Here is a 16830-nt window from a genome sequence, read left to right as displayed (position 1 = left end):
TTTCGGCGTTAGTCCTTACTTGGCGTGGATCACTTCCATGCTGGTACAAATTTTAATTTTATACGTCTTCGCTATGACTGGTCTCCTCAACTTGGGGATTAAAATAGTCACTTACTTCGGAATTGCTTTGTTGGTAATCTGGTTTGGCTTGAGTTTCTGGCACAAAGGTCAGTTGAAATTTGAAGGTATTCATCTTTTTGACTTGTGGATGCTTGGTTTAGGTGCCGCTATGTGCCAAACATTACTCAAAAGTCCACTAGTTCACTATGACAATTTTTCACATTGGGCTGTTATGGTAAAGTTCATGACATTTACCGGCCATTTGCCTGGGGCAGCTGATAAATTAATTTCCTTTACCTCATATCCACCTGCTACAGCCTTATTCATTACCCAATTTGTCCACTGGACCGGATTTAGTGACGGAACTATGCTAGTAGCCCAATTTCTCTTAATCTGGGCAGCCGGTTATTCTATCTTTGCTGGCCTTCGGGACCGTTCCCGAGCTTTAACTAGTTTTGCACTCTGCTTCACCTTGGCAATCTCATTTGTCTTTAACGTTGCTATTAGACTAAATAATCTCTTAGTCGATTATGTTCTACCTATTATTATGGTCGCCGCATTGATCGGAATCTTTGTCTATCGTCAACGTCCCTTATTGCTTTGTGTTCATACAGCAATTTTTATCGGTGCACTAATGTTAGTGAAAAACTCTGCCACATTCTACGTTGTAATGATTGGCGTGTACTTTTTCTACATCCTATTAACTAACTCAAAAGGTCATTGGTATACAAAACTAATTACCATCCCCATAAAACTGGCAACTTCCATTGGCATCGGTCTCTTGCCATTTCTTTGGTGGGAGCATCACGTAAAAACAACTTTTCCTATCTCCAAACACCAAATCAGTGCACAAGCCTATTCCAAACAATTAAATGGTGAAAATCATCAGGAACTACTAAAAATTGCTCACAAATTCATCAATCAAATTTTGAGTTTAAATTCATTGTCTACTAAAGGAATTATATTAATCAATGTCGTTCTGATTGGAACATGGGTGTATGCACGACTTCTAAAACATCAAAAAAATGATCTCTTTGGAATGACTATACTTTTGGACATCGTATTTATTGCCTATTATGGAAGTTTATTCGGTATGTACATTCTCTCAATGCCATACGCTGAAGCTATTGTTCTTGATGGATTTGAAAGATATATGGCTAGTATGGTAATTGCCAACTTACTCATTGGGTCCATTGCCCTTGTTCGAGTACTGGATCGGCTGCAATTTGAACAGAACTTTCAAAAGAGAAGCACCCAATCATTTAAGAGCGCATCATCAAAGAATATCTATCAAATCACCACTTTGGTTGTCGGTTTCTTTGCCATAACCATGATGTACTCTGAAATCACCGGAACTAATTTTACAAACAGAATGAACCACAATATGTTGCCACTACAGATGAGTCGAATTGCTAAACCTTGGACTCACCTTAATCACAAAAAGGTTCTTATTGTCGATCCCGAGAAAGTCGACGTTGACGATTACTATGCGGGATATGTCGGCCGTTATTACTTCTTCACTGACAAGGCGGTCGGACAAGAGAACTTCATGATGACACCAGAAGCTTTTAAAAAAGCAGTTGAAAACTATGATTATGTGGCAATCCCTGAAACTCACAGAACATTCACTGTTCTAACGCAAAAAGTTTATCATCAACACGTGGTTACTGGATTCTTTAAAATCACCAATCACGGATTAAAACGGATTCATTAAATAACGGAGGTATCACTTTGGCATTCATTGGTCTTATTTTCTTTTCATTAGCCGTTATCGGCTACAGCAGTGCCATGCGCTGGATTCATGTCAGTCCCTATCTAACGTGGATAACTGGCATATTAGTTCAAATCATACTTCTGTACATTTTTGCAATGCTGGGATTGTTAAAATTTGGCATTTGGGCAGTTACTAGTCTTGGCGTCATTTTACTGATAACACGTTTAACACTAGGCTACTTTGGAAAAGTTTCTTTCCACTACGAGGGCATCCACCTATTCGATGCTTGGATGATTTTCTTAGGTTTCGTAATGGCATTGGTCTTACTCAGGAGTCCTCTGATTCATTATGATAACTTTTCACATTGGGCCACCATTGTGAAATTCATGACGTACACCGGACATTTGCCAAGACCTAGTGATACGATTATTTCTTTCACCTCATACCCACCGGCAACGGCCTTATTCATCGCTCAATTTGTAAATTTCGTGGGTTTCAATTCTGGAACAATGCTTGTGGCACAGTTTGCTCTAATTTGGGCAGCTAGTTATGCCATTTTCGCTACTTTGAGAGATCGTACTCGTGGACTAAATTCGATGCTATTGTGTTTAGCAATTTCCATCTCATACGTATTCAACATTAATATCCGTCTAAATAATTTACTAGTGGATTACGTCCTAGCTATCCTAACCATGGCCGCATTAGTTGGAATATTTATCTACCAACAACAGCCCAAACTACAAATGGCACATGTGGCTTTATTCAGTGGAACATTATTGTTAGTTAAAAACTCAGCAGCTTTCTTTGTAGTAATCATCGCGGCTTATTACTTATACATGCTCATTCAAAGAATTAACGCCGATACTTGGTTCAAACGAACTTTGAAAATTGCTCGAGCTTGGCTAGGAACGCTGTTAGTTGGCGCTTTACCATTTATCTGGTGGGAAATTCACGTCAAAACAACTTTCACAACTTCGAAACATGAAATCAGTGCTCAAGCTTATTCTCACCAATTATCACATGATGGTATGCATGGTTTTATTGGCATTGGACAGCAATTTCTCAAGCAAATTTTCAACCTAGGATCATTGTCTACTCAAGGATTTCTAGTTTTAAATATCTTATTAATTGGCGCTTGGGCAATTATTAAATATGCCTGTCATCACCCCAACGATTTACTAAAACTTCTGGGCGTACTCGATTTAATTTCCATTCTTTATTACTTCAGTTTATTGGGAATGTACGTCCTTTCAATGCCATTCGACGAAGCAATCACACTTGATGGTTTTGAACGGTATATGTCCACCACAGTAGTCTTAAATCTATTTATTGGTGCGATTGTTCTCGTCAGAGTTATTGATGAGACATTTTATGAACAGAATTTAACTGAACGTGGACCACGGAATTTTCAATCCATTTGGACAAAAAATGGTTATCAACTGGCAACATTTTTAGTTATGTTCTTTTCAGTTATTATGATGTATTCAGAAATCAATGGTACGAATTTTACCAATAACTATAATCGCCGAACGTTACCTGTAATGATTACCAAAGTTGCTCAGCCTTGGACTAAACTCAATGACAAAAAAATACTTATTGTTGATCCACAAAAAGTGGAAGTTACTACGTATTATGCAGGTTATTTAGCAAATTATTATTTCTTCACCAACAATGCCACTGGTCAAGCAGTCTTCAGTCCCAAAGAAAAAGCCTTTCGTAAGAACTTGCAGCAATATGAATATGTTGCCGTACCAAAGTATGATAAAAAATTTACCAAAGGTATGAAGAAGTTTTATCATCAAAAAGTTCGTACTGGATTTTATAAAGTTCATAAAAATCACTTAACATTAATTTCATCTAGTAAAAAAGTTAACTAATCTTATCCAAAATAAAAAAATCGTCGAATTAATCGACGATTTTTTTTTACTCTTTAGCTGTAATCTTCGGTAAAAGTGCAAAAACAACCAGACCAATCAAGAACAACACACTAATTGAGGCTGCCCCAATGGTTGATTTTCCAGTCATTTGCGTCACAATAGCTACGATAAATGGTCCCATGACTGCTGAAAATTTACCTAAAATATTATAAAATCCGTAAAATTCACTACCTGAATCTTTCGGAATAATCTTTCCAAAGTACGAACGACTCAATGCCTGCAAACCACCCTGACTCGTCCCAACTAATAATGCCAGAATCCAAAAGTCTCGACTGGTCTTGAGATTCAAAGCATACAAACAAATGATAAAGTACACGCTGATTCCTAGCAAAATACCCTTACGTGTCGAAGTTTTATCAGCCAACCAGCCGAAGAAAATCGAAAACGGAAAGGCCACTAATTGCACGACTAACATGACAATCATCAGCTCATTAGTTTTGATACCAATGTCCATCCCGATTGCTGTAGCCATCGTAAAAATGGTATCTACGCCATCAATATAGAAGAAATATGCAACCAAGAACCAGGCTACCTTCTTATACTGTTTAATATGATGGAGCGTTTGAATAACACGTTTAAAGCTATCTGCCAACGGCGCTGAATTACTGGCAACTGAAAATTTCTGATGAACATTTTTTTGTAGTGGGATATAGAAGACAATCCACCAAACTGCCGCAATTACAAAACTCCACTTAGCAATTCCTGTACCATCTAATTTTCCGAAACCACTGGTCAATTGCAGGATTAAAAAGAACATGAACGCTATTACTCCCCGAGATAGCCATATGCATACCCGTGTGTGGAAATCCTGTTCATATCTTTATCCTCGGCAACATCTATCAAAAAGCTGTCGTAATACAAATTACTAGCTGAATAACCGATGGCTGAAAAAACATAAACAATTAATAGCCACTGCCATTGATCTGCTGGTACTAACGCCAGACCGAAAGTCATGACGATTCCTAACCAGCAAAAAATATTTAACATTTTCTTTTTGAAATTTGGATAGTCTGCCATGGCACCCAAAAATGGTGCTAATAAGGACACTAATAACGTGCTAAAACTGTTGGCATAACCCCAAATGGCTGTTGAACCAGCCGCTGAAACATGCTGAGTTTGAGCAATAGATTTAAAATAAACCGGCAAAACAGCTGTCGTCACGATGATTCCATACGCTGAATTAGCCCAGTCATAAAAGATCCAACTCCACTGCTCTTTATTAATTCTCAAATAGATAACCCCTTTTCAGAGCTTTCTCCCCCAGTAATTTCAGTATAGCTTAGTTGGGTTGTGCTTTTGATTGGTATATTGGTATACGAAAATATGAAAAAATTGGTAAATGTTTATTTACATTTTAGACTCATGTTTTGAATTAAGGTTCCTGAAAACTAAGGATTGGTTCTTTTCCCCCTATTATTTCTAATTTCTCGATACCACAAATATATAAAGACACTTCCGATAACAAAATCAATCAGGTAATCTAGCCAATCAAGTAAAGTAAATTTATTGAAAAACATGTCCAAGCCTGGAATTATAAGAATTATCCCTATCAACATATTTAAAGATTTATACCATTTAAACGTCTTATATAGATTTTTTCCAGTTATATCCTTACGCGCCTTAAGCATGAAAAGAACTGCCATAACTACATCAAATAAATTTTGCACTAAATCTGATTTAGTCATTCCTTCTGGATATGTGAATGAAATTGAAAGTAGGAAAAGCATTCCAATCCAAAAATTTACAGATTTATACCATTTCATAATTTTCATCTTTTTTCTGATTTCATAAGTAAATTCTTTACGCAAATTCTTTATCAGAATTATATTCTGTAAAACTTAATTGGACCTTGGAAAGATTCCCATTTTTACATAATGTACAAAAAAAGAGCTAGTCTCAAATCTACCTAACTTGGTAAATTCAGGATTAGCTCTTATTTATATTTATATATTCAGTGGATCTGAAACGAGTTCCGCAGGCCAATTTCTTCCGCTTTGCATACCTTCCCAAATCATCCGCAAAGTACGCGGATAATTCGTGAAGCTACGCAAATGCTCGAAAATTCCCAGGCCTGCTCCACTCTCTATTACTTGCTTTCGATTCCTTTTCCGACGTAAGTATTCTCAAGTACTTGTTTCAATTCTGAGATTAATGGTTCCTTAGGGTTAGTGAATGAGAATTGATCTCCAAATGTTGCAGCTGCTAAGTCATCTAACTTGCTATCGAAGTCTTTCTTATCGATGTAGTTGTCTTTAAGACTTAACTTGATACCAACAGCATGTGCTAAATCAACAATCTTCTTAACTAAGGCATCTTTCAAAGCTCTTTCATCTTTACCGCTCAAACCAATGTAACTGGCAATTGATGCGTAATCTGAATCAGCTCTGAAGCTTTCATATGCAGGCCATGTTGTCATCTTTGTAGGTTGTTCAAAGTTATAGTTAATAACTTGTGGTAAGGCTACGATTGATGCTAGACCATGTCTGATTCCATAAACGTTTGTCAAAACATCTGTGATTGAGTGTGCTACACCAGCAAAGGCATTTCCGTATGAAAGTCCTGCTAATGTTGAGGCGTTGTGCATTTCTTCCTGAGCGTCTTTGTCACCGGCAACAGCTTTCTCTAAGTTATCAAAGACTAACTTGATAGCTTGAAGTGCTGATGGTCTTGTGTAATCTGATGCCATGTTGGCAACATATGATTCAACGGCATTAGTCAATACATCCATACCAGATTCAGCCATGATGTCTTTTGGCATTGTTTCAACAAATTGTGAATCAATGATAGCAACATCAGGGGTCAATGCATAGTCAGCGATTGGGTACTTTGTACCTGTCTTTGTATCGATGATTGAACTAAATGGTGTAACTTGGTCGCCTGAACCAAATGTTGTAGGAATAGCAACAAATTGAGCTTTTTCAGGCTTAGGGAACTTGTATGCACGTTTTCTAATATCGATGAATCCTTGCTTTGCACCGAATAGATCAACATCTGGATGCTCGTAGAATAACCACATATCCTTAGCAGTTTCCATTGTTGTACCGCCACCTAAGGCGATGATTGTATCAGGTTTGAACAAATTCATTTGTGTAACACCACGTTGAACAATATCAGTTGTAACGATGTTATCAACGTCAGAGAACATTGAATATTCAACGTTAACTTTACTACGCTTCAATTCATCAGTAATTGTATCTACATAACCGAGTTGAACCATCACTGGATCACAGACGATGAAGGCACGTTTCATACCTTGTAGGTCCTCTAAGTAACGAACTGATGTCTTTTCATAGTAAACTCTTGGTTGTTTAATCCATTGCATATTATTTCTCCGTTTAGCGATTGTCTTAATATTAAGCAAATCAAATGAAGATACGTTATGAGAAATAGAATTCTTCCCCCATGAACCAGTACCAAGGGTCAATGATGGGATCATTTCGTTGTAAAGATTACCAATACCACCGATAGCAGCAGGAGTATTAACTAGTACACGACTAGCTTTCATCTTGATACCAAATTCAGTAGCTAAATCTTCATCCATAGTATGGATACCAACTGTGTGACCAAGACCACCAAAGTGCAATAATTCATCAGCCTTTTCAAAGCCTTCTTTGTGACCAGCAACTTTGTAAACTGATAGAACTGGTGAAAGCTTTTCAGCTGAAAGTGGTTCGTCTGGACCAACCTTGCTTAACTCAACACCAAGAACCTTTGTATCATCAGGAACTTTGATACCAGCAAGTTTAGCAATGGCTAGAGCTGATTGACCGGCAATAGGACCTTTAACTCCGCCTTCTGGTCTAAACATTGCATCAGCTAATTTCTTGTAATCAGCTTTCTTAATAAAGAATACTTTGTTCTTTTCTAATAATGATTTAACTTCTGTATAAATGTCAGCATCAACGATGGCACTGTTTTCAGCGGCACAAACCATACCATTATCGAAAGTCTTTGAAATCATAATATCGTTAACAGCACGTTTGATATTAGCAGTCTTTTCGATATATGCAGGACCATTACCAGGACCAACACCTAAAGCAGGTTTACCAGTTGAGTAAGCTGCTTTAACCATACCAGGACCACCAGTAGCCAAGACACTAGCAACGCCGTCGTTATTCATCAAGTATGAAGTAGCTTCGATACTTGGTTTTTCAACCCATTGGATAACACCTTCAGGAGCACCAGCTTCAACAGCGGCCTTTAACATAACTTTAGCTGCGGCAACTGAACACTTTTGAGCTTGAGGATGGAAACCAAAGATAATTGGGTTACGTGTCTTCAAGGCAATCAATGATTTAAACATAGCTGTTGAAGTTGGGTTAGTAACAGGTGTAACACCAGCTAAAACGCCAAGTGGTTCAGCAACTTTGATTAAACGATGTTCTTTGTCATTCTCAATGATACCAACAGTCTTATCACGTTTGATTGAGTGCCAAATTTCTTCGGTAGCGAACATATTCTTGATAACTTTATCTTCAACTAAACCACGACCAGTTTCTTCGTAAGCAAGTTTAGCCAAATCAAAACTGGCATTCAAACCAGCGATAGCCATTTGGTGAACAATGTGATCAACTTGTTCTTGTGTAAATCCGTCCATGATTTCCAAAGCCTTTTGAGCTTTAGCAACCATCGCATCAATAACAGGTTTTACATCTTCTTTTTCTTCAACCTTTGTATCTTTAGAACCTTTCAACATCTGATTACCTCCAAGATTTAAAAGCTATATTTGTTAACTAATTCACGTTTTATCTTATCACTGTGTATCTTTTGTTCAAGCATTTTATTCCAATTAATTGATGTAAACGTATTCACGTTGATATATCAACACGTAGAGGTAGAAAATTGGTATCTTCAAAAATTTCACATCAAAAAAATATGCAATCCAATTGTGAATATTTCTTCACAAAGTGGGCTGAATCGGCCTTTCTAATTCACAAAAAAAGAAGCTGAATTGATTTTCAGCTCCAGTTTGTGAATTATTTTTTATCTGAACATGGTCTTTGTTGCACGAGCCATTACCTTTGGATCCTTTTCGTAGTGGTGCATTGGTGTCATTTCTGATAATGGAATGTTGAGCAATGTGTAAACAGCACGTTGAGCAGCACGGAATGAATATTGTTCTGTAAAGACCATATCGAATGGTTGTTCACAGAATTGACTGATGAATGCCAAGTTCTTACTGTGTTCTGGCACAACGTCAGGACGATCTCCGACAGCTCTTTGATTGAACAAAGCACTAGCATATGGCATGTGTGTAGGAATTACGTTAACAATACTGTCCATAATTTCTTGTTTGTGGTTAGCAATATTGTCTTTGCTTGGATCAACTGATGCCAATTGACCAAGGAATTCTTCCAACATTTCCTTACCTGTCATTTCGATAACTGGCTTTTGAACATAATCACCATTTCTTCTTGGATACATGAAGTAACCCCAGAAGACTGATTCATTAGGCTTTTGTGTCTTAAAGTGTGGTTGATGGTGAACAACGATAGACATCAAAGGTGTACTGTGAATCCATGTGTTCAAAGCATTACCTGGTTCTTGTTGTGTGATACGAGCAATTTCATTAACCAAGTAGTGGTTGTTAGTTGTAACTGTAAAACTCATCCACTCACTTTGAGTACGATCATTAAAGAATTTATCAGGATTACCTAGTGAGTAGAACTTCTCGGCGGCTTTCTTCCAAAGCATAGCACTTGGTGCATACTCCATATTTTCTTTAACAGGTGTGTCGTAATCACCGATTGATGAACTGTCAGTAATTGAACCATTAGTATCAAAGACTAAGTCGTTTTCAGCAATGTCGATGTGACCTTCCTTGTTGTCATTGTCGACTTCTTCATACTTCATACCTGTAACGATAATATCGTCTTGAAGTGGTGTGTCCTTGAATTCCAAATCAGTAACTTTACGGTTATTGATAAAGGTTACGCCACGGTCTTCCAAATATTTGCGCATTGGAATGATAATACTTTCGTATTGGTTATAAGGAGTTCTTGTAACACCTTCCAAAGTATTGATACGACTGAATTCAAGAATCATACGGTTCATGTAACGACGTAATTCCATTGCAGAACTAGCACGTTTGAATGCGAAAGTTGTTTGCCACATGTACCAGAAATTAGTTGTGAAGAAATGTGGTGTACTTGCAAACCATTCAGCAATACTTGTATTGTTTAAAGTCTCTTCATCCTTTTCAGGAGTTAACATCAACTTGCTTAACAAGTAACGTTCCTTGTTAGTAAATTGCATATGTCTGTAATTATCTTTATTAGGCTTGTTACGAGGGCCATCATCATCCATCAAACGACCAACATCGTGAGTTGGATGTGCGTGGTCAAAGTTCAAAATATCATCAGTAACAGTTTGACCGGGGTGATCCAAAGATGGAACTGAACGTAATAAGTCCCAAAGGTTTTCATATGTTTCTTCGTTCAACATACGGCCACCCTTAGCTAGGAATCCCTTGTTGTTAGTCAAAGCTTGGTTACTATATTCATCCTCGTAGTCTTTAACTGGGGCACCATCATTGGCACCGTGTGTTTCTAGACCCATCATAGTGATCTGATCACCATTGAAACCACCGTCACGAATTAAATAAATACCAGCAGCTAAATTCCCAATACCGGTACCAATCATGTAGGCTTTTCTTGTCATAATAACTGACCTCCATTCAAATCTTCCTATTTCATCTATACAACTTAAATATAGCAGTTCCAAATAAAAAGTAAAGGCTTTCATTGCCGATATATCAAACATTTCCAGTCTAGTTTATGATACAAAAATGATGATTTGTTTCTTTTTTGGGGCCGTCTACAGGGATGAGAATATTCACCTGCTATGCGGACCGGTCCGAGCCACAGTACGGTCTCGAACCTCGATTTGAAGCCTTGAAAAATCGCAAGTCTCCAAATACGCCCGGTGGTGTAAGAGCTGAAGCTCTAACGCCACACCCATAGCGGGTAAATATTCTCATCCCTTCCGACTAATTTGATTTTACTGATTATTGGTTGTTAAACCTACTAATTACAAATCTATTTCCTTAAAGCAAAAAAATATCGCAGGTAATCATTTTTTGATTACTTTGCGATATTTTTTTTAATTATTTATGACGGTGATTTTTAGAAAACTTTCTTGAGACAATTGGTTTCTTTCGTTTCAAGCTAATTAGTCACTGTATTTTGTTAATCTGACAACATCTCTAACAATCATCAATTCTTCATCCGTTGGTACAACTATAACTTTAACGGTTGAATCTTTACTACTGATAATTGCTGTTCCATTAGCCTTTTCGTTAGCTTCTTTATCGATTTTTACACCCATATAGTTAAAACTATTGGCAATTGCAGCACGGATTTCGGCATTCTTTGCTCCGGTTCCGGCTGTGAAAATCAATACGTCGACGCCACTTAATAAAGCAATGTACGAACCAATGTATTTAACGATTCGGTTGATATAAATTCTAATTGCCAAGTCGGAGCGGTCATTTTCATCTCTGGTTGCTAATAAATCACGCATGTCAGGTGAGACTCCAGAAATTCCTAATAGACCTGACTTAGTATTCAGGATTTTAACCATTTCAGTTGGATCAGTAATCTTTAATTTTTGCATCAAATAAGCTACTAGTGATGGATCGATATCACCAGAACGTGTGCTCATTGTGATACCAGCTAAAGGTGTGAATCCCATTGATGTATCAACGGATTTTCCATCTTCAATTGCATCGATTGAGGCACCACTACCCAAGTGACATGAAATAATCTTCAAGTCGTTTAGTGGTTTGTGCAAGTAATCGGCGGCAGCTTGGGAGACATATCTGTGACTTGTTCCGTGAGCTCCAAATTTACGAACACCATATTTTTCATAATATTCGTAAGGAATACTATACAAATAATTGACTGGATCCATTGTCTGATGGAACGATGTGTCAAAAACAGCTACTTGTGGCACATCAGGAAGGATTTTTTCGAACGCTTCGATACCGTCAGCTTGACCAGGGTTGTGCAAAGGTGCAAATTCAGAAAGATTCTTAATTTGTTGAACGACACGTGGTGTTACAACAGCGGAATCTTTAAAAATACTACCACCAGCAACTACTCGATGACCAACTCCTGTAATTTCATCATAACTATTGATGATTTTAAGGTCGATCAATTTATCGAGCATTTTGTTAACAGCGGTTGTGTGATCAGGAATATCACCCATCTCACTGATTTTTTTGCCATCGAACTCAACTTCAAAAACAGAGTCAGATAGACCTAAACGATCAACCATCCCTTTAGCAACAACTTTTTCATCGGGTACTGTGTATAGTTTCCACTTCAGTGTAGAGCTACCAGAATTAACGGCCATGATTTTAGACATTTAATCTCACCTAACCTTTAAAATTTTTCGCCCAGTCTTGCAACTGGTCCTTAAACCCTTCAAACAACTTTGGATTATTGGTATCTGGTATTGTGCCCATCAAAACATTTCCTACTTGCTTAGCATTACCACCGTGTTTTTGTAAAACAACGATTGCTTTTTGAGCTTCTTTTGAAGCAAATAATGTAGCAGGTAAATCAAGAACAGCTTGTAAATAAACACTTGAAACCATCCATTCGGATAATTTCTTAGCTTGATCTGTTTGGAAAATTTGTGAAGGCACAATGAATATACCGATTCCACCATCATTTAAATTTTTCATCGTTTGTTCAATCAATAAATGATGAGCATAAGAATGGCCCTTATCGGCTTTCGTCTTGAACTTCAATGCATTCTCGTCAACTGGATAATAACCAACTGGCAAATCAGCAACAGCCATATCAATATCAGTAATGTCCCACTCGGCAATGCTATCTTGATGATAAGCATCCAAATTAAGGTTCATCACTTCACTGAAAGACTTTGCCAAAGCAACCAAAGTATCGTCATTATCAAGTGCCGCAGCATTGATTTTGAACTTATCTGTCATGTTCAATTGTTCAATAAACTCAATCAATAAGTTACCAGTTCCAACAGTTGGATCAACTACGTTGACACTCGTCTTATTTTGAACATTTAGTACCTCATAAGCAATGAGACTAGCAATCAAACCAATTGCATCCGGAGTCATCAACTTGTTGACTTCAGTTTTATCATCCTTTTGAGCTTTAATAATTGCAACAGTGATGGCTTGCTTTAACTGTGAAGGCGTAAGATTTAAATCTTTCAAATCTTTGTAAATAGCCTCTAATTTAGCGACAGTATCTTTATCTGGAACATCATTTTCCACATAAACTTTATTGTCGGAAATATTAGTCAATGTTTCAGCAAGTGCATCGACGTTGCCAACTTTCAAGGACTTTCCCAATAATGTATTGGCTTCATTTAGCTTATCAAAATACGACTGCATATCTTTTTCGGACATAGTTAACCTCTTTGCTTAATAATAAAATTTTAACGTTGGAACTGATTTAATTCAAGGATTCACAAATTACTTAAGGATTTTTCTTTAGGTTTATTATGAATTTCATCTTTAATTTGTTGTCGGTAAATCTTGTCTAACTGCCGGTAATCGTTGATCTGATTGCTTAAATACGACGTGCTATAACCGACAACCATAATTGAAACCGCAAGTACTAATATACTATTTAACAGTACAGTTCCGCTATGTTTTTGATTGTCGAAAAGTATTTTACGGATCATTGATCAGACACATCTGTGAAGTTTGACCGGCTTTATTCTCTGTTGTAATGATAACCAATTTATCTTTTTTTTCAATGTTTATATCATTTAAATTTGTCATCATCGGCTCATATCCTCGATTATCAGCGTTTTCGATTGCCAATATTGCTCGGCCATAATTACCCAACATTTTAATTGCTTTTGTTTTATCATTCTCATCTTTATAAAAAAGTCTATTTCCAAAAGCGCCTGTAATTTTACTTTTTCCTAGTAATTCTTGTAGCTTTTCTTGGGTAATATGCCAGCGTAGTTGGTCTCGAAATGTTGTTTTTTGAACATTATGTAAAATCTGAAGCGACTGTTGCAGTATTCCTAACGTCATAATCGTTATCATTAGCGAAACTACAGCCTCGTACAAAACAAATCCTGAATGCTTACTTTTTAATTTGATACACATTTTTATTTACTTCCACTTGGTAGGAATTTGAGGTATTTGTAAAAGAATACTCTTTGCCTTTTATAATCAATAAATTTGGTATTTGTTTACTTTTTAGATGCATCAAGATTATTTTATCTGCATTAACTTGCTCTTCCCAGTGACTCAATAACTTGAATTGTTCATTTACACAATAACTTAAAGTCAAAATAATCATCAATGAAATGGCAAATCCAGTCAAAGACTCTAGCAGAATAAATCCTTCATGTTTTTTCTTCAATAATCTCGCCCCATCCCATCTGAATCTTATAAATATATTTCTTGTGAGTCAGACTCGAACTAAAAGTTATCCTAGCAGCAGAGCTTTTCCCCGTACCATAAATCATATGTTGACCTGAGGAGTTATCAAAAACAGTCATTGTTGAAGGTAGTTTTCTTCTTACCACCTTGTCACCATTCTCACCGTTTTGCGTTATATCAAAAACAATAGTATTTTTATTTTCGATAATCATTTTGCTACCTTGATGTGTCAGGTATGCTCGATTATAAACACCTTTAAAAGTATCTTTAAACCATTCTAATGCCTGTTTTTCTTCCAATTTTGCTTGATAATCTTTGACGTTATGCAGTGAAATAGTTGTTAACAAACAAAAGATTCCCAATCCGATTACTGTTTCCAAAAGGGTGAAACCTGCTCTAATTCTTTGAATCATTTTTCTGGTTTAGCTGGATCTGGCTTTTCATTCTTATTAATCGTTGTATCATCCTTAATCTTATCCAAAATATTATCATTCACGCCTATTTGTAGTTTTTCTGCTTTTTTAGCTTGAGAAGCCGTGATATATTTTCCATCTCTTAAATCCCCAATAGTGACTTTTTCTTCAGTCTTAGCAGGATTATTTTCCAAATATAGTCCCGCTTGTGTAACTAAAGTTGTTTTAAAAGCTTCAGTTGACTGCTTATCCGCATGATCCTTTTGTTGAACCAAATTCGGAATCATAATCAACAACAACAACGAGATAATAAACAGTACAATCACCATTTCAATTAGTGTAAAACCTTTACGAATTTTCTTCATTACGACATCCCTTTCATCATTACATATATTGGCATTAAAACCATTAAATAGGTCACCACCACTACTAGCGCAATGATTCCGAACAGTATTGGTTGAACCAAATTCAACAGTTTCTTCAACCCTCTTTGTGTTTCCTCAAATTTTAATTCTGACATCAGCAATAAGTCGTCGGCTAATTGTGAACCACTCTCGCCAGCTTCCAAAAGCACTCGCAATTGTTTTGGCAATAGTGGTTCGTCATCGATCAATTCCAACATACTTTTACCTACTGTCAGATTTTTGACAAATTTATCTGCTAAATATACTTGGATTGAACCTTTTTGAAAGCGGTTGTTAGATTCACAAATATCAAATAAATTCATTCCGCTACCCAACTGCATTCCCAATCCTTGCAAAATTAAAAACTGGAAAAAGTTCAAATATATCTGACCTATTGCCGGTAATTTCACAAGGATTAATGCCCTTTGATATTCGTGTTTCTTACGTATTTTCCATGTAAAAATAAGTCCGCTTACTAAGATAATCACAATCGAAACAAGTAGTAATTGTAAAAATAAATCAATATTCTTACCACCATCGGCAATTTCCAACTGTGGAATGATATAAATTTTCATCCCTATCAACATCGTAAAAAGAAAGGCCAAAATGAAACATGGATAAGCCAGCAATTCCTTCAATTTACTTTTCTGCCTGGCCTGATTTTTCAATAGTTGACCTGTTTGTTCCAGAGATAGTGCAATATTTCCGTGCTCTTGGGCAATCACCAGTTGATTAAAAATCACCGTCGGTAACTGTAAATGTCTGAGTGATTGTGAAATCATCTGACCACTTTGCAAATCCTGATTAATCTTTTCAAATATTTTTTGACGATCATCAAGTAAGCGTAAACAATTAATTGACTGACTTAGTGAAAATCCATTCTTCAACAACTTGCTAATAATTAATAAATACTCGGCTTGTTGACTAGTTTTGATCTTCTTATCCGAAAATAAATTCTTGGTAAGTATCTTCATTTATTTGACCCATATTATATGAATTTTTTAACAGTTGTTTCCAATTATCATCAGTAATATCTTGTTTGATAAAAGCTCTAATCTCGTCATTCTCCATAATATCGAGGAATAATTTTAAATCATATTCCGTCGGAACTAGTCTTTGATAAGAAATATAATTTACGGCGTTGAGAATTTCGGTATCGTTCACTCCAAATTGTCGCAAACGTTGGATAACTGAATACTTAGACTTGCCATGAATCGTTGTCATGACTGTATAGCCACAAATGGCCGCCTGTACAGCTTGTTTGGCTGTTTGACTATCACGGATTTCTCCAATGATTAAAACCTCAGGGCGGTGCCGTAAGCTGGTCTTAATCAACTCCTCATAAGTCATCCCCGCCTCAGTATTGACCTGTAATTGTAGAAAATTATCCTCTGCAATTTCAATTGGATCCTCAATACACATAACTTTCTTATTCCAGCTCAATTGCCGCCCCAACGCATACATTAATGACGTCTTTCCCGAACCCATTGGACCTGCAAAAATCATCATGCCTTTACGTTTGGAAATTGGCATCAGTTCTTCAATAATCCCCTCGTCAATTTGTGAATTCAATTCTGGTGGATAAATCAAGCGGACAACCATCGACTCACGATTTTTGAAATCTCCGACCGAAGATATACGGATGAAAATATTGCGGTTTTGATAAACAAAATTGAACGCACCTTTCTGCGCCCGCCGCCTTTCCGAAACATCCAAACCAGAGTTAAATTTCAAATAATTCATAATAGCCATTGTCTCCTCAATCGTTAAATCAGCCACGGTATAGCTCTGCAGTGAATTTCGAGCTTCCAAATGATAAAATCCATCGCGTGGAAAAAAGTAAATATCCGAGATTTTATTCGTACATGCTTCAGTTAACAAATTACTAACCATCGTTTCAGCAGTCATATCTCAACCT

13 protein-coding genes and 1 pseudogene are annotated in these 16830 nt (G+C 36.7%); 2 read left to right on the top strand and 12 right to left on the bottom strand.

Going from position 1 to position 16830, the window contains the following annotated elements:
- The first annotated feature begins 37 nt into the window (after window positions 1-37).
- Complete coding sequence (locus tag JP39_RS03240) at window positions 38-1774, top strand: ABC transporter permease (RefSeq protein WP_342669237.1); 1737 nt, start codon at window positions 38-40, stop codon at window positions 1772-1774.
- 17 nt (window positions 1775-1791) lie between these two features.
- Window positions 1792-3651 (top strand): ArnT family glycosyltransferase, encoded by a 1860-nt coding sequence (locus JP39_RS03235; RefSeq protein ID WP_041499329.1) that lies wholly within the window; start codon window positions 1792-1794, stop codon window positions 3649-3651.
- A 46-nt stretch (window positions 3652-3697) separates the two neighbouring features.
- Here JP39_RS03235 and JP39_RS03230 read toward each other — a convergent pair.
- From JP39_RS03230 to comGA, 12 genes and pseudogenes are all read right to left on the bottom strand, one after another.
- Window positions 3698-4941 (bottom strand): annotated as a pseudogene (locus JP39_RS03230) (MFS transporter).
- 158 nt (window positions 4942-5099) lie between these two features.
- On the bottom strand, window positions 5100-5519 hold the full coding sequence (locus JP39_RS03225; protein ID WP_137619760.1) for a hypothetical protein: 420 nt from the start codon (window positions 5517-5519) through the stop codon (window positions 5100-5102).
- 278 nt (window positions 5520-5797) lie between these two features.
- Entirely contained in the window at window positions 5798-8407 is a 2610-nt protein-coding gene (gene adhE, locus JP39_RS03220) for a bifunctional acetaldehyde-CoA/alcohol dehydrogenase (protein WP_041499332.1), read from the bottom strand.
- Window positions 8408-8694: 287 nt separating this feature from the next.
- A complete protein-coding gene (locus tag JP39_RS03215) occupies window positions 8695-10371 on the bottom strand; it encodes an oleate hydratase (RefSeq protein ID WP_041499333.1) in 1677 nt (558 codons plus the stop codon).
- Between the two features lie 510 nt (window positions 10372-10881).
- Entirely contained in the window at window positions 10882-12078 is a 1197-nt protein-coding gene (locus JP39_RS03210; RefSeq protein WP_041499334.1) for an acetate/propionate family kinase, read from the bottom strand.
- 10 nt (window positions 12079-12088) lie between these two features.
- Complete coding sequence (locus tag JP39_RS03205) at window positions 12089-13102, bottom strand: class I SAM-dependent methyltransferase (RefSeq protein ID WP_041499335.1); 1014 nt, start codon at window positions 13100-13102, stop codon at window positions 12089-12091.
- Window positions 13103-13369: 267 nt separating this feature from the next.
- Complete coding sequence (locus JP39_RS03200) at window positions 13370-13741, bottom strand: competence type IV pilus minor pilin ComGF (protein ID WP_169751861.1); 372 nt, start codon at window positions 13739-13741, stop codon at window positions 13370-13372.
- 52 nt (window positions 13742-13793) lie between these two features.
- Entirely contained in the window at window positions 13794-14075 is a 282-nt protein-coding gene (locus JP39_RS03195) for a hypothetical protein (protein ID WP_041499337.1), read from the bottom strand.
- The gene (locus JP39_RS03190; RefSeq protein WP_157492451.1) at window positions 14059-14475 is read right to left on the bottom strand and encodes a hypothetical protein; all 417 of its coding nucleotides are present in this window, start codon (window positions 14473-14475) and stop codon (window positions 14059-14061) included. The genes JP39_RS03195 and JP39_RS03190 overlap by 17 nt, the downstream gene beginning before the upstream one ends.
- A 29-nt stretch (window positions 14476-14504) precedes the next feature.
- Window positions 14505-14873, bottom strand: a complete 369-nt coding sequence (gene comGC, locus JP39_RS03185; RefSeq protein ID WP_048698906.1) for a competence type IV pilus major pilin ComGC — start codon at window positions 14871-14873, stop codon at window positions 14505-14507.
- Entirely contained in the window at window positions 14873-15886 is a 1014-nt protein-coding gene (locus JP39_RS03180; RefSeq protein ID WP_041499339.1) for a type II secretion system F family protein, read from the bottom strand. Before JP39_RS03180 ends, comGC begins: the two co-directional genes overlap by 1 nt.
- Window positions 15852-16820 (bottom strand): competence type IV pilus ATPase ComGA, encoded by a 969-nt coding sequence (gene comGA / locus JP39_RS03175; RefSeq protein WP_048698903.1) that lies wholly within the window; start codon window positions 16818-16820, stop codon window positions 15852-15854. Before comGA ends, JP39_RS03180 begins: the two co-directional genes overlap by 35 nt.
- Window positions 16821-16830: the final 10 nt, after the last annotated feature.

It is taken from the genome of Companilactobacillus heilongjiangensis (genome assembly GCF_000831645.3).
In the GTDB taxonomy this organism is placed as follows: domain Bacteria; phylum Bacillota; class Bacilli; order Lactobacillales; family Lactobacillaceae; genus Companilactobacillus; species Companilactobacillus heilongjiangensis.
The sequence above is the reverse complement of the archived record's forward strand: the minus strand, read 5'-3'. Positions and strand labels throughout refer to the sequence as shown.

Excerpts from the sequence above, each read along its gene's own strand:
- JP39_RS03240 (WP_342669237.1), top strand. The coding sequence starts at position 38 with ATGCTGGTACAAATTTTAATTTTATACGTCTTCGCTATGACTGGTCTC.
- adhE (WP_041499332.1), bottom strand. The coding sequence starts at position 8,407 with ATGTTGAAAGGTTCTAAAGATACAAAGGTTGAAGAAAAAGAAGATGTA.
- JP39_RS03215 (WP_041499333.1), bottom strand. The coding sequence starts at position 10,371 with ATGACAAGAAAAGCCTACATGATTGGTACCGGTATTGGGAATTTAGCT.
- JP39_RS03210 (WP_041499334.1), bottom strand. The coding sequence starts at position 12,078 with ATGTCTAAAATCATGGCCGTTAATTCTGGTAGCTCTACACTGAAGTGG.
- JP39_RS03205 (WP_041499335.1), bottom strand. The coding sequence starts at position 13,102 with ATGTCCGAAAAAGATATGCAGTCGTATTTTGATAAGCTAAATGAAGCC.
- JP39_RS03200 (WP_169751861.1), bottom strand. The coding sequence starts at position 13,741 with ATGACGTTAGGAATACTGCAACAGTCGCTTCAGATTTTACATAATGTT.
- comGC (WP_048698906.1), bottom strand. The coding sequence starts at position 14,873 with ATGAAGAAAATTCGTAAAGGTTTTACACTAATTGAAATGGTGATTGTA.
- JP39_RS03180 (WP_041499339.1), bottom strand. The coding sequence starts at position 15,886 with ATGAAGATACTTACCAAGAATTTATTTTCGGATAAGAAGATCAAAACT.
- comGA (WP_048698903.1), bottom strand. The coding sequence starts at position 16,820 with ATGACTGCTGAAACGATGGTTAGTAATTTGTTAACTGAAGCATGTACG.